Source organism: Rhizobium sp. 05L419 (assembly GCF_056397845.1).
Window position 1 is genome coordinate 167,524 of the sequence record NZ_JBFTOF010000006.1, and the last position, 13,279, is coordinate 180,802.

Annotated in this window: 13 protein-coding genes; 9 read left to right on the plus strand and 4 right to left on the minus strand. The window is 61.2% G+C overall.

Features of this window, described 5'->3' with window-relative positions:
• Positions 1 to 2: 2 nt before the first annotated feature.
• Positions 3 to 230: a hypothetical protein gene (locus AC1DMK_RS10380; protein ID WP_477858763.1), complete on the minus strand. Its 228-nt coding sequence runs from the start codon at positions 228 to 230 to the stop codon at positions 3 to 5.
• Positions 231 to 384: 154 nt separating this feature from the next.
• On the opposite strand from AC1DMK_RS10380, the gene AC1DMK_RS10385 reads away from it, so the two are divergent.
• From AC1DMK_RS10385 to AC1DMK_RS10400, 4 genes are read left to right on the plus strand one after another with little or no spacing between them, the layout of a single operon-like run.
• Entirely contained in the window at positions 385 to 744 is a 360-nt protein-coding gene (locus AC1DMK_RS10385) for a YciI family protein (protein ID WP_477858765.1), read from the plus strand.
• Between the two features lie 10 nt (positions 745 to 754).
• Positions 755 to 1,114, plus strand: a complete 360-nt coding sequence (locus tag AC1DMK_RS10390) for a YciI family protein (protein WP_037062320.1) — start codon at positions 755 to 757, stop codon at positions 1,112 to 1,114.
• A 4-nt stretch (positions 1,115 to 1,118) separates the two neighbouring features.
• Positions 1,119 to 1,478 (plus strand): YciI family protein, encoded by a 360-nt coding sequence (locus AC1DMK_RS10395; protein ID WP_037062111.1) that lies wholly within the window; start codon positions 1,119 to 1,121, stop codon positions 1,476 to 1,478.
• Between the two features lie 3 nt (positions 1,479 to 1,481).
• Positions 1,482 to 2,723, plus strand: a complete 1,242-nt coding sequence (locus AC1DMK_RS10400; protein ID WP_477858768.1) for an RNA polymerase sigma factor — start codon at positions 1,482 to 1,484, stop codon at positions 2,721 to 2,723.
• Here AC1DMK_RS10400 and AC1DMK_RS10405 read toward each other — a convergent pair.
• Positions 2,694 to 3,653: a lysylphosphatidylglycerol synthase domain-containing protein gene (locus AC1DMK_RS10405; protein WP_037062115.1), complete on the minus strand. Its 960-nt coding sequence runs from the start codon at positions 3,651 to 3,653 to the stop codon at positions 2,694 to 2,696. The two genes, AC1DMK_RS10400 and AC1DMK_RS10405, sit on opposite strands and share 30 nt — an antisense overlap.
• A gap of 70 nt (positions 3,654 to 3,723) precedes the next feature.
• Here AC1DMK_RS10405 and AC1DMK_RS10410 point away from each other — a divergent pair, with 70 nt between their 5' ends.
• Together AC1DMK_RS10410 and AC1DMK_RS10415 are read left to right on the plus strand one after the other, a co-directional pair.
• On the plus strand, positions 3,724 to 4,740 hold the full coding sequence (locus AC1DMK_RS10410; protein ID WP_037062117.1) for a glycosyltransferase family 2 protein: 1,017 nt from the start codon (positions 3,724 to 3,726) through the stop codon (positions 4,738 to 4,740).
• Positions 4,733 to 6,229: a glycosyltransferase family 39 protein gene (locus AC1DMK_RS10415; protein ID WP_477858771.1), complete on the plus strand. Its 1,497-nt coding sequence runs from the start codon at positions 4,733 to 4,735 to the stop codon at positions 6,227 to 6,229. The genes AC1DMK_RS10410 and AC1DMK_RS10415 overlap by 8 nt, the downstream gene beginning before the upstream one ends.
• A gap of 8 nt (positions 6,230 to 6,237) precedes the next feature.
• On the opposite strand, the gene AC1DMK_RS10420 is transcribed toward AC1DMK_RS10415, so the two are convergent.
• Entirely contained in the window at positions 6,238 to 7,605 is a 1,368-nt protein-coding gene (locus tag AC1DMK_RS10420) for an aspartate aminotransferase family protein (RefSeq protein WP_477858773.1), read from the minus strand.
• 83 nt (positions 7,606 to 7,688) lie between these two features.
• Here AC1DMK_RS10420 and AC1DMK_RS10425 point away from each other — a divergent pair, with 83 nt between their 5' ends.
• A complete protein-coding gene (locus AC1DMK_RS10425; protein WP_477858775.1) occupies positions 7,689 to 9,041 on the plus strand; it encodes a glutamine synthetase family protein in 1,353 nt (450 codons plus the stop codon).
• 15 nt (positions 9,042 to 9,056) lie between these two features.
• On the opposite strand, the gene AC1DMK_RS10430 is transcribed toward AC1DMK_RS10425, so the two are convergent.
• Entirely contained in the window at positions 9,057 to 10,001 is a 945-nt protein-coding gene (locus tag AC1DMK_RS10430; RefSeq protein WP_037062322.1) for a diacylglycerol/lipid kinase family protein, read from the minus strand.
• Positions 10,002 to 10,315: 314 nt separating this feature from the next.
• On the opposite strand from AC1DMK_RS10430, the gene AC1DMK_RS10435 reads away from it, so the two are divergent.
• Positions 10,316 to 11,533, plus strand: a complete 1,218-nt coding sequence (locus tag AC1DMK_RS10435) for an MFS transporter (protein ID WP_037062123.1) — start codon at positions 10,316 to 10,318, stop codon at positions 11,531 to 11,533.
• A gap of 367 nt (positions 11,534 to 11,900) precedes the next feature.
• Entirely contained in the window at positions 11,901 to 13,277 is a 1,377-nt protein-coding gene (gene mgtE, locus AC1DMK_RS10440; RefSeq protein ID WP_477858778.1) for a magnesium transporter, read from the plus strand.
• The last annotated feature ends 2 nt before the right edge of the window (positions 13,278 to 13,279 follow it).

A 13,279-nucleotide genomic window follows, 5' to 3' on the forward strand; every position in this document is an offset into this window, starting at 1 on the left:
CCTTACTGTCGCGAAGCGGCAACGGTGCTTCCTGTGAAGGCTTGCTGCCCGTAGCCGTCGCCCGCAAGTTCCAATGCGGCGATGGATACCGCAAAGACCACCAGAACAGCCGCCAGCCGGAGGATAACGGCGCGCGCGCTCGGGAGACCGCGTTCCAGCGGATCTACTGGCTTGCCTTGATGGCGACGTGCCCAGATCTGGTTCGCCAGCGCTATCTCGAAGAGGCTCATGACCATCACTCCATGTTGTTGACGGTCTGTGGTCGAACGTGATCTTTCCGATTCGACGCCGACATCTGCGGAAAGATATTTTCCCTTGCTGTCGAAATCCACTTAGGCTGAACGTCCAAGAACTGTCGAGGTACAGTTCGGGAGAGCGAGCGCCATGAAATATCTATGCCAAGTCTGGTTCGAGCCCGCAGAGATCGAGCGCATGGCAAGCGCGGACAAGAAGCAGCTCGACAGAGACTCCCTCGCCTATGACGAGGATCTGGTCCAGAGCGGGCATATGATTGCCGCTCAAGCGCTCCAATCTCCGAGGAGCGCCGTGACCGTTCGCGTCCGCAATGGGGAGATGTCGGTGACGGACGGACCCTATGCCGAGACGAAAGAACAGCTCGGCGGCTTCATCCTGATCGAGGCGAAAGACCTGAACGACGCCGTTCGCGTGGCCGCGGGCATTCCGCTCGCCAGGATAGGATCGATCGAGGTCCGACCAATCTACGAAATCCCCGTCGAGAACTGAGGTGAATGCGATGAAATACCTCTGCCAGGTCTGGTTCGACACAGAGAAAAGCAAGCTCGTGCCGGCGGAAGAATGGGACGCACTGACCCGGGAGTGCATCGTCAGCGACGACCACTGGCGTGACCGCGGTGTGCTGCAGACAGCACTCGCGCTCAAAGAACCGTCTGCCGCCGTCACGCTGCGCATCAGAAATGGGACGATGGCCGCCACCGATGGGCCGTTCGCCGAGATAAAGGAGCATCTTGGTGGCTTCGTGCTGATCGAGGCGCCTGACATGGTCGAGGCCAAGGCGATCGTCTCCACGTTCCCCATTCTGAAATACGCTTCCGTGGAGATACGCCCGGCCTATTCGATCAACGATGGGAGATGATACTATGCGTTTTGTCTGTCTTATCTACAACTCCTCCGACGTCGACGGCACGCTGACGGCAGCCGAAACCAATGGCATCGTCCGTGACCATTTTCGCGTGGACGAAGAGCTTCTGCGTGACGGCACGCTGATCCATGCAGACGCGCTCGAGCCGCCCGAAACGGCCGTCGTGCTGCGCGTTCGCAACAGCGTGCTCAGCACGACGGATGGCCCCTATGTCGAGACGAAGGAGCATCTTGCCGGGCTCTACGTCATCGATGCGGCCAACATGGAAGGGGCCAAGGCGGTTGTCGCGCGCATTCCCTGTGCGCGCGTGGGCGCCGTGGAGATCCGCCCGGTGAGGATCCTTTCGCTGGCGGAGTGAACCTTGGAAAACGTGATCGAAGACATCTACCGATCGCAATCACGCAGGGTCCTGGCGACCCTCATCCGCCTGCTAGGCGACTTCGACAAGGCGGAGGAAGCCTTGCATGACGCATTCGCGGCAGCGGCACGCACCTGGCCGCGCGACGGCGTGCCCGCGAATCCGACCGCATGGCTGGTGTCGACCGGCCGCTTCCGCGCGATCGACCACATTCGTCGGCGTTCGCGCTTCGACGCTTCGTTCAAGGACATCGAGGACAGCCTCTATCCTTCTGCCGACGAAGAGGAGATCGGCGACATGGATCTTATCGAAGATGACATGCTCCGGCTGATCTTCACCTGCTGTCATCCGGCGATTCCATCCGATGCGCAGATGGCAATGGCGCTTCGCGAGGTCTGCGGCCTGACCACGGAAGAGATCGCTCACGCGTTTCTGGTTCCCGCGCCAACTGTGGCGCAGCGGATCGTCCGCGCCAAGAGCAAGATTCGCGCGGCGGGAATTCCCTACGAGGTGCCGGCTCGCCTGGAGCTGCCTCAGCGGCTCGACCGCGTACTGCATGTGATCTATCTCGTCTTCAACGAAGGATACTCCGCCTCCTCCGGCGGAGAGATGATCCGCACGGATCTGGCCGTCGAGGCGATCCGGCTTGCCCGGTTGTTGGCTGCACTTCTGCCGCATCCGGACGTTTCGGGATTGTTGTCGCTCATGCTGCTGCAGGATTCCCGTCGGCTTGCGAGATCCGGTCCGAACGGCGAACTCGTGCTCCTTGCCGATCAGAACCGAACCATGTGGGATCGCGGCATGATCGCGGAAGGGCTGAAACTGCTGCGGGACGTCATGGGGCACGGTGAAATAGGGATCTATACGCTGCAGGCTGCCATCGCCGCCGAACACGCGCGGGCGAAGACGCCGGAGGATACAGACTGGCGGCAGATCGCGGCCTACTACGATCTTCTGCTGTCGGCCTATCCTTCGCCGATTGCCGAACTCAACCGAGCCGTCGCCATTGCCATGAGGGATGGGCCGGAAAAGGGGCTGGATCTGGTCGATGCGATTCTGCGATCCGGCGATCTCGGCTCCTACCATCTCGCCCATTCCGCGCGGGCGGATTTCCTGCGGCGACTGGGACGCAAAAAGGAGGCCGTCGTAGCTTACGAGACGGCGCTGTCGCTCTGCCGGCAGGAGCCGGAACAGGCATTCTTGAGGAAGCAGATTTCAGACCTTGCGGCGCCCGAACGGCAATGAGATTGCCGTGCCTGTGAGCGCAGAGACAATGACCAGCAGGTGGGCATTGATACTTGCCTGAGCCAACGCGGCAATGGCAGTCCTTTCGGTCGGCGCGCCGAAAGCCATTGCGCCCGCGGTTATCCCAGCAGGATAGGTTCCGACCCCACCCGGCGCATGCACGGGCAGGACCGACGATAGCTCGCCGCCGAGCGCACCGCCAAAGCTGGCGGCCGCGGGTGAAACGCCCATCAGCCGCAGCGCCCAGGCCAATACCAGGACCTTTACCAGCCAATTGATCACCGTCATCGCCCAGGCCCGCGCAAAGGCAGAGGCATTTGCCGGCAGCCCGTGCTCAATCTCGACAACAAACTTCTGAGCCTTCGAGGGGAGCAATTTACCGCAGAGCTGCAACAGCGGCTTGCGGGCGGTAAAAGCGCCTACCGGCAGCAGGAAAAAGACGGTCCATGCCAGCCACGCCAGACTGCTGTGCGGCGATGCGATGGCAAAGCCGATGCCGGCCGCCGCGAGCAAAGCGTGCAGGTCCAGAAGTCGCATGACGAAGAGCGCCGACGTACCCCGAGCCAAGGGAATGCCGAACTCGGTTCGCATCAGCAACGGAAAGCTGGTCTCGCCTGTTCGAAACGGCAGCATGATGTTCAGGAGGTTATGTATCTGGGTGACGCGGAACAGCGCTCGAAAGCGGCCGGAGGTTTCGCGCGGAAAATAGTCGTAGATGCGCCAGGTCCGCAGGAAGTACGTGCTGGTCAGGAGGGCAAGTGCCGCAATCACCGGCAGCGCACCGACTTCAGCCCACTGGCCGAGGATGGATGACCATCCCCAGAACCATTCGATGAAGAGCGCATAGGCGACGACGATCGTCACCGTCAACAGCGCCATGCGATTGCGCGCAAACCAGGATTGTCGGCTGGCAACAACCGGAGACTTCATGTACTAGCTTCCTGACTTCGATCGCCAAAAAGAGCGGCGCGCCTGGGCGGCGTTTTAGGAGAAATTAGAGTTGCAGACAACGGCAGAGTCACTTTCAGACACTATCAACACCGCAGTTCCGCTCGAACTGTCGCTTGTCGTTCCTGTCTTCAACGAAGAAGACAGCGTTGGTCCGCTGATCGATCGCATTTGCTTGGCCATGACAGACTATCCAAGTCGCTGGGAGCTCATTCTGGTCGACGACGGAAGCACGGACGCGACACTCATGAACGCTCGCAAGCATGTCGGCCGTGACGACCTCGCGCTGAAGATCGTCGAACTGCAGCGGAATTTCGGTCAGACGGCGGCCATGCAGGCCGGCATCGACACGGCCGCCGGCCGCCTCATCGCCACCATGGACGGCGATCTGCAGAACGATCCGAAAGACATCCCCGCGATGGTGGTCGAACTTGAGCGACGCGAACTCGACCTTCTCGTCGGCTGGCGAAAGAATCGGCAGGACGGATTGTTGCTGCGCAAGATCCCGTCATGGTGTGCCAATTACCTGATCGGCCGCACCACGGGCGTCAAACTGCACGACTATGGCTGCAGCCTCAAGATATACCGCGCTTCGGTCATCAAGCAGGTCAAGCTGATGGGCGAGATGCATCGGTTCATTCCAGCGTGGGTCGCCGGAGTGGTCCCAAGCTCGCGCATCGGCGAGATGGTCGTGACCCACCATGCCCGCGAGCACGGCCAATCGAAATACGGCATATCCCGGACGTTCCGCGTCATCCTCGACCTGCTTTCGGTCATGTTCTTCATGCGATACAAAGCGCGCCCGGGGCATTTTTTCGGTTCGCTCGGCCTCGGCCTGGGCGCCATTTCGGCGTTGGTGCTCATCTACCTCTTCTTCGACAAGTTCATCATGGGCAACGACATCGGCACCCGACCGATGCTCATGGTCGGCATCGTCCTGCTGCTATCCTCCGTGCAGTTGATCACGACCGGCATCCTGGCCGAAATGATTGCCCGCACCTATTATCGCGACGACGCTTCGCCGAACTACATCGTGCGGCAGATTTTCGATGGACGTGAGAATGCGTAGTCTGCTGGCGCGCAGGCCAGATACAATAGTACTGCTTTTGGCGGGATATTTTTGCCTGGCGTTTGTTACCCGACTGCTCATGCCCCACGGCATGCGCTTCGACGAATCGCAGCAAGCCTTCTTCTCGCAGTGGCTGACGTTTGGCTACGATTCCCAACCGCCGCTCTACAATTGGTTTCAGACCGCCGTCGTATCCTTGTTCGGGCTGTCACTCGCGACGGTCTCCGCAACCAAGAATCTGGTCCTGTTCCTCGTCTATCTCAGCTACTACAAACTCGCCAGCGAAGTGCTGGAGGACAAGCTGTTTGCTGCCATCGCGACACTGTCCCTGCTCACCATTCCGCAGCTTTTCTGGGAAGCGCAGCGGGATCTGACGCACACCGTTGCGCAGCTGCTGACGATCAACCTCCTTCTCTACGGTGTCATCAGGACGCTGAAGGCTCCATCGCTTGCATCCTACGTATTCGTCGGCGTTGCTCTCGGCTTGGGAATGCTCTCGAAATACAATTTCGCCCTCGTGGCGATAGCGGTACCGGTGGCAGTCTGGCTGCATCCAGACGGAAAGGCTCGCGTCCTTGACCGCCGCTTTCTGTTGTCGCTGGTCCTCGCCTTCCTGATTTTCCTTCCACATTTCCTGTGGCTGCTCGACAATCTTTCGATCGCCTCGACGCGCACGCTCGGCATCATGGAGCAGGATGCTCCGCAAACCGCGCTGGCGAAACTCGCCCAGGGACCGTTCAAGTTCTTCCGGCTGATCGTCGTCATCCTGGCCCCCACCGTGGTCATCTACGCCATCGTGTTTGGAAAGTCGTTTCTGCGAAGCGCTCGTTCTGTCACTGTTTGGACGCGTTTCTTCGATGCGCTGTTTGTGACGATCGCGCTTCTGGTGTTGGTTCTGATCCTGGTGATTGGCATGACCTCGTTGCGAGACCGTTGGCTCTTGCCATTCCTGTTTCTCATGCCGATTTATTTTTGCCTGAAGATGCAGGCAGCCGGCGTCCGGCCGGAGAATTTCGCGCGCCGGTTCTTCTGGGTGCCGCTGGTCATGATGATCGTCATTCCGGCGTCGCTTTTGACGCGGACCAGTTTTCCGACCCTGTTCCACAGGTACGAGGCCTACAATGTTCCCTATGCCGATTTCGTCGGGAAGATCGTTGCTGAGGAAGGCAGAAAGCCGGGCCTCGTCCTGACCGACGACTGGATCCCTGCCGGAAATCTGCATCTCCAGACACCTGATGTCCCCATGATGTCGATGTTCTTCCCGAACCTGAAAGTCGACTATGAGTGGAGGAGCGACAAGCCGATCCTGCTTGCCTGGCTTTCCTCCAGCGACCAGACCATCGTCCCGGCATCACTGGGCGCGTGGGTCGCCGCCAATCTCGGCCCCCAATACACGGCGATGGAAGTCAAGCAGGCGGCTATCGGCTACGCTCGCGGCAACCCGGACGACAAACAGCGCTTCGGCTATGCCTGGATCTATCCCAAGTAACCTGGACGTCAGGCCCTCACTTCCTTCCAGGCGGCGTCAAGCGCAATCTTGGCAATTCGCCCCATCTCATCGACCTCGTCGTGGCTGATGACCAGCGGCGGCGAGGCGAGCATGCGGTCGCCGGTTGCCCTGAGAACGAGGCCGTTTGCCAACGCGTGATTGCGAACCAGCGCACCGACCGCATCCGGCTTTTCGAAACGTGTCCGCGAAGCCTTGTCCGACGTCAGCTGCAGAGCCCCCATAAGCCCGATGCTCACGGCCTCGCCGACCAGGTCGTGACTGCCGAGGTCGCTCCAGACCTTCGCAAAATAGGGACCGATGTCGTCCCTGACGCGGTCGACCAGCTTCTCGTCCTCGATGATCCGCAGGTTCTCCAGTGCCGCCGCGGCACAGACCGGATGGCCGGAATAGGTAAAGCCGTGGTTGAAATCGCCGACGTCGTTTATCAGGACCTCGGCGATCCGGTCGCTCACCAGGACGCCGCCGATCGGCAGGTAGCCTGACGACAGACCCTTGGCGATCGGAGCGAAATCGGGGTCGACACCGAAATACTGGTAGCCGAACCATTCACCGAGGCGACCGAAGCCGCAGATGACTTCATCGGTTACCAGGAGGATGTTGCGGGCTTTGCAGATGCGGTCAATTTCCGGCCAGTAGGTTTCGGGCGGAATGATCACGCCGGCGGCGCCCTGCACGGGTTCGGCGACAAACGCCGCGACGTTGTCCTCCCCGAGTTCATCGATCTTCGCGTCCAGTTCGCGGGCGACCTTGAGGCCGAATTCGGCAGGCGACAAGGCGCCTCCTTCGCCGTACCAATAGGGCTGGCCGATGTGGACGATGCGCGGGATCGGCAGATCACCCTGTTCATGCATGTATTTCATGCCGCCGAGGCTGGCGCCGGCAACCGTCGAGCCGTGGTAGCCGTTCTTGCGAGCGATCACGATTTTCTTCGATGGCTTTCCGATCGCGCTCCAATAGACGCGCGCCATGCGGAACCAGGTGTCGTTGGCTTCCGAGCCGGAGCCGGTGAAGAATACGTGATTGAAGCGCGGACCAGCACGAGCCGTCACCTTTTCAGCGAGCAGGGTCGCCGGCGTCGTCGTGGTGCCGAAAAAGGTGTTGTAATAGGGCAGTTCGTTCATTTGCCGTGCGACGGCATCGGTGATTTCCTTGCGGCCATAACCGACGTTGACGCACCACAGCCCGGCGAAGCCATCCAGATACCTCTTGCCGTGGTTGTCCCAGATATGCACGCCTTCGCCGCGCTGGATAATGCGCGTGCCGTCGGCATTCAGCTTCTTCATATCCGAGAACGGATGCATGTGATGGGCGGCATCGATAGCGGCGAGGTTGGAGCGCGCGTAAGTATCGGACATGATTTGCAAAACACCTTCGGAGATTGAAAGCCTCTTCCCAATGGGTTAGGACCTTGAACTTGTCCGAGGGGATTTTCAAGATCATGGCGAACGACAAATTGCACGGCAAAGCTGCGGGCGGCGATCCGCGCATCGAAATCCTGCTTGTCGGCATGAACGGCGATTTGCGCGGCAAGCAGATCCCGCTGAACGTACAGAAAAAGATCTGGGCCGGCGAAGTCCGTCTCCCCTCCTCCACACAATCCCTCGACATCTGGGGAGACGACAACGACGATATCACCGGCCTCTCGCTTTCAGTCGGCGATCCGGATGGCAATTGCATTCCCGACAAACGCAGCCTGACGCCGATGCCGTGGGCACCGGAGGGATCCATGCAGGTTCTCGCCACGATGCACGAGTTCGACGGGACACCGAGCTTCATGGACCCTCGCGCCATCCTTGCATCCGTCCTGAAGCGCTACGAGCAACGCGGCCTGACGCCTGTCATCGCGACCGAACTCGAGTTCTATGTCGTGGCCGACGACTGGCGGGACTCCGGCCGCCCATCGCCGCCGAAGGGCCTCACCTACAAAGGCGAGCCGAACGGCTTCCAGCTCTATGACATGAGTGCGGTCGATGCGCTCGACGATTATCTGCAGACAGTGCGCGCCTATGCCAAGGCCCAGGGCCTGCCGGCGGATGCGACAACGGCCGAGTTCGGTCCCGGCCAGTTCGAGATCAATCTGCTGCATCGCCCGGACGCGCTGGCGGCCGCAGATGACTGCATCTATCTCAAGCGGATCGTCGAACAGGCGGCTCGCAAACATGGGCTGAAGTCCACCTGCATGGCGAAGCCCTATTCGGAGCATGCCGGTTCCGGCCTGCACGTGCATGCAAGCGTTCTCGACCGGGACGGTCGCAACGTCCTCGACGCCAATGCCGGCGAACCGAGGAGGCTCAAATCCGTCTGTGCCGGCATGCTGCAGACGATGCGCGAGGCGCAGCTGGTCTTCGCGCCGTTCGCCAACTCCTATCGCCGCTTTCAGCCCGGTTCGTTCGCGCCCGTCGACCTTACCTGGGGCTACGGTCACCGGGGCACCGCGATCCGCATCCCGGATAGGAATGGGCCGGCCGCGCGCGTCGAACATCGTGTCGCCGGCGCCGATGCCAATCCCTATCTGCTGCTCGCGGCCATCCTCGGCGGCATGCTGCTCGGCCTCGACAAGGAGCTCGATCCCGGCGAGGAGACGACGCCGTCCCATATGCCCGAGAATACGACGAAGCTGACGCACGACTTCCTGACGGCGGTCGAGACATTCCGCGCCTCGCCGTTCATCGCCGATGTCTTCGGGCAATCCTACCGGAAGCTCTATGGCGACACGAAGCGCAAGGAGGCCATCGCCCATCTGCGGACGGTCTCCGATTTCGACTACCGCACCTATCTTCCGCGTCTGTAGCGAGCTGGCGAGTTGTCAGATCGTCGTTTCGCGGCGCTCGGTTTTATCGACTTGCGCGGCGAGCCCCTGCCTCACGAGAACCTTCAACTCTCCCGGATGCAGCTTGAGGGCCACGTCGCGCTCAAGCGGCAGCAGTTCGCCGTCCACGACGCAATTGGCCTTGGCGTGCAGTTTCGGAAAATGCAGATGCACCTCCGCCGGATGCATGATCATGACGTCGGCGTTCTCGCGGACTTTCCCTCGAAGCAGGTCGATCGCCAGGCGTGCGACGCCCAGAGGCTTCAACGGCTTTGCAGTGTAAAAACCCAATTCGCCGCCGGTGAGGCTATCTGCATAGAGCAGCGCATTCTCGCCAAATGGATTGTTCGACACGGACACGGCCGAGACCTTGCGGCGCTCACGGATGCCCGCGGCTTCGAATTCAACCTCGAATTCAGGTGGGTTTAGCACGACCCCGAAAGCCGCCCGCGTGCTCGCCCGCATCTTGCCGATACGCGAGCGATAGCTGTAGGAATTGCGGTACCGCACCATGCGTGCGTGCAGGCCGGCGGAGAACTGGTGTATGAACGGTCTGCCGTTGGCGCTGGCGATATCGACATTGTCGACCTCGCCGAATGCGAGGACGTCAAGCGCCTGCCAGATATCGAGCGGGACGCGCAACGACCGGGCGAAGAGGTTCATGGTGCCTGCAGGCACGACGCCCAGTGCAACACCGTTCTTCCAGGCGATCGACGCTGCGGCGGATATGGTTCCGTCCCCACCGCCGGCGACGATCCCGTCTATGTCATCGCGGCGGGCGGCGCGCTCCATCGCAGGGACAATTTCGCTGCCTGAGAAAACGACGGCATCGAAGTCGTGGCCAGCCTTCCCGAAGACAGTTTCGGCGTGCTTTTCATAGGCCGCCATGTCGGTGGTCCTGAACGTACCGCCGTCTCGATTGAAAAAACCTATGAGCTTCATGCGGTTCTTGTGATCCGTCAACTAGAGCGCTCGCCTGTACCGCGCTGCTTAAAGATGGTTCTTGCCCCAGTGATTTCAAGCAGATGCTCCATCATACGAGAGCGCCGCCGCACGCCATGTTCCTGTTCGGCGAAGAACGTATGCGCAAGCAGGGATGCTGCACTGCAAAAAACGCACGTGACGCCTCATGACAAATCACCGAAAGATGCTGTATTGGGCGTAGTCCCATCCCCCTCCATTCCTGCTTATCCGGCCACGGCAGCATCCTGCCATTATCCCGTCATTCAGGCATTGCATGCTCAAGGAGTTCGCGCGTGAGCCAGATCGCCGTAAACGATTCCATCGACACCAGCCCGGCAGTCGGGGCGCCCTCGCCGATGGCGATCGCCCTGGTGCAGCTCGCGCTTGCCTGCGGCGGATTTGGAATCGGAACCGGCGAATTCGCCATCATGGGCCTGCTTCCCAATGTCGCCGACACTTTTTCGGTGACGACGCCGCAGGCGGGATACGTGATCAGCGCCTATGCGCTTGGCGTCGTTGTCGGCGCGCCTGTCATCGCCGTGCTTGCCGCAAGAATGGCCCGGCGCTCGCTGCTCTTGTTGCTGATGGGCATCTTCGCGGTCGGGAATATCCTGAGCGCGACGGCCCCGACATTCAACAGTTTCACCATCCTGCGTTTCATCACGGGCCTGCCTCATGGCGCCTATTTTGGCGTCGCAGCCATCGTCGCGGCCTCCATGGTGCCCGCCCACAAACGCGCGCGTGCAGTCGGCCGGGTCATGCTCGGCCTCACCATCGCGACGCTACTGGGCACGCCGCTCGCGACCTTTTTCGGCCAATCACTCGACTGGCGTGTGGCCTTTACATCAGTTGGCGTGATCGGGCTCGTGACGATGGCGCTGATCTGGTACTACGTGCCGCGCGACGAGGTGGCAGATGGTGCAAGCTTTATCCGCGAACTCGGTGCCTTCAAGCGGCCGCAGGTGCTTCTGACGCTCGGCATCGCCGCAGTCGGCTATGGCGGCATGTTCGCTATGTTCAGCTACATCGCCGACACCACGATGAAGGTGGCAATGCTGCCGGCGAGCATGGTTGCCGTCATGATGGTCCTGTTCGGTGTCGGCATGAACGTCGGCAATCTGATCGGTTCCTGGCTTGCCGACAAGTCCGTCATGGGAACGATCGGTGGTTCGTTGCTGTTCAACGTGGTGGTACTCACGCTCTTCTCGCTGACAGCGGCGAGCCCCTTCATGCTGGCGCTTTGCGTCTTCCTCATAGGTTGCGGCTTCGCGGCGGGCCCTGCCCTCCAGACACGCCTGATGGACGTTGCGGCAGACGCGCAAACGCTGGCAGCAGCCTCGAACCACTCGGCCTTCAACATCGCAAATGCACTCGGCGCCTGGCTTGGTGGCCTGGTCATCGCGTGGGGCTATGGCTTTGCAGCGACGGGGTATGTCGGCGCCGTTCTGTCCTTCCTTGGGATGTTCGTCTTTGCGGCGTCGCTACGCCTGGAGCGCCGCAGCCGGAGCTGACAAAAGCTCTGCCGCACCATCTGCCGGCGGCGGCCGTCCGGTAGGCAAGAGGACGAACTCCTCAGCCAGCGATCCGGGGATCGAGGAAAAAGCAGCTCATCGATCACCGCCAAAAAGATGCCGCGCCGGGAGGTGCGGCATTCTGGCGTTAACCGCCTCTGACACTTGACTTTTCCAAGGTTTGCGACCACCTACTGTCTCACGCGGACGACGTCCGTCTTTCGCGGATATCAACGGAGCCATCATCACGATGCCAAGCGACAGTAGCAGTCGATTGCCTTTGCCGTACGCGGCCCTCGTGCGCTGACCGATTTCCGTCGGGCTCGCCCGTCGGACGCTACGGCGGATCGACGGAAAGGCGAGCTTAATGAACATCAATCGCTTCCCTCCGCGGGTCGGCCATGCCGCCCGTTTCTTCACCGGTGACAATCTCGGCGCAATCACCACGGCCGAGCGTGTCGAGCGGCTGAACGCACTCGAAATATCCGACGCAGCGGCTATCCTCGCCACGCTGCCGCAGCAGAAGGCTGTCCGCATACTGGGGCGCCCCGAACTGCACACTGCCGCCGCCATGCTGACCGAAATGTCGGCCGAGCAGGCAGCGCGGCTGCTGAACGCAACCGCAAACGACCGCGTCGCCGACCTCTTTCAGGAGATGGGCGAGGACGCACGCGCGCACCTTTTCTCCAAGCTCGACCGCACGACCTCGCTCGCCGTCCAGCACCTGATGGGCTATCCGCCGCGGACGGCCGGCAGCATCATGACGACTGAATTCGTCAGTGTGCCGGCCACCTGGACGGTGGAGCAAACGCTGGAGCATGTACGCAAGGTCGAGCGCTCGCGGGAGACGGTCTATGCGATCTACGTTCTCGACGCCGAGACCCAGGCGCTGACGAGCGTCGTGACGCTGCGCCGCCTCATCACCGGCGAGCCGCAGGAGCCGGTTCTGAGCGTTGCCCAACAGGGCGGCATCGTGCGGGCCGACCCGCTGATGACGCAGGAGGACGTGGCGAGGCTGATCCGCAAGCACAACCTGCTGGCGCTGCCCGTTATCGGAGAGAACGGGCATATGCTCGGTATCGTGACCGTCGATGATGTGATTGACACCATGATCGCCGACCAGACTGAAGATGCCCAGAAGTTCGGCGGCATGGAAGCGCTCGGCAAGCCCTATATGACGATCAGCTTTGCCGGCATGATCCGTAAGCGCGCGGGCTGGCTCTGCGCCCTGTTCCTCGGGGAAATGCTGACCGCAAGCGCCATGCAGCATTTCGAAGGCGAGCTCGAAAAGGCCATCGTGCTCACGCTCTTCGTGCCGCTCATCATGAGCTCCGGCGGCAATAGCGGGTCGCAGGCAACGTCACTGATCATCCGCGCGCTCGCTCTGGGCGAGCTGAAGCTGTCGGACTGGTGGCGCGTACTGGTGCGCGAACTGCCAACCGGAATCGTGCTTGGCACGATTCTCGGGCTCGTCGGCTTTGCCCGCATCATTCTGTGGCAGACCATTGGCCTCTTTGACTACGGCGAGCATTGGATCCTGGTCGGTTGGACGATCTTCGCCGCACTGATCGGCATCGTGACGTTCGGTTCCATCGCCGGCTCGATGCTGCCGTTCGTGCTTCAGAGACTGCGGCTCGATCCGGCGAGCGCGTCAGCCCCTTTCGTCGCGACGCTGGTCGACGTGACCGGCCTGGTGATCTATTTCTCGGTGGCCCTGATGATCCTCAGCGGCACACTGCTTTGACC

Bases quoted from the DNA above. Each gene is read 5' to 3' on its own strand.
- AC1DMK_RS10380 (WP_477858763.1), bottom strand. From the start codon at position 230: ATGAGCCTCTTCGAGATAGCGCTGGCGAACCAGATCTGGGCACGTCGC.
- AC1DMK_RS10385 (WP_477858765.1), top strand. From the start codon at position 385: ATGAAATATCTATGCCAAGTCTGGTTCGAGCCCGCAGAGATCGAGCGC.
- AC1DMK_RS10390 (WP_037062320.1), top strand. From the start codon at position 755: ATGAAATACCTCTGCCAGGTCTGGTTCGACACAGAGAAAAGCAAGCTC.
- AC1DMK_RS10395 (WP_037062111.1), top strand. From the start codon at position 1,119: ATGCGTTTTGTCTGTCTTATCTACAACTCCTCCGACGTCGACGGCACG.
- AC1DMK_RS10405 (WP_037062115.1), bottom strand. From the start codon at position 3,653: ATGAAGTCTCCGGTTGTTGCCAGCCGACAATCCTGGTTTGCGCGCAAT.
- AC1DMK_RS10415 (WP_477858771.1), top strand. From the start codon at position 4,733: ATGCGTAGTCTGCTGGCGCGCAGGCCAGATACAATAGTACTGCTTTTG.
- AC1DMK_RS10420 (WP_477858773.1), bottom strand. From the start codon at position 7,605: ATGTCCGATACTTACGCGCGCTCCAACCTCGCCGCTATCGATGCCGCC.
- AC1DMK_RS10425 (WP_477858775.1), top strand. From the start codon at position 7,689: ATGGCGAACGACAAATTGCACGGCAAAGCTGCGGGCGGCGATCCGCGC.
- AC1DMK_RS10430 (WP_037062322.1), bottom strand. From the start codon at position 10,001: ATGAAGCTCATAGGTTTTTTCAATCGAGACGGCGGTACGTTCAGGACC.
- mgtE (WP_477858778.1), top strand. From the start codon at position 11,901: ATGAACATCAATCGCTTCCCTCCGCGGGTCGGCCATGCCGCCCGTTTC.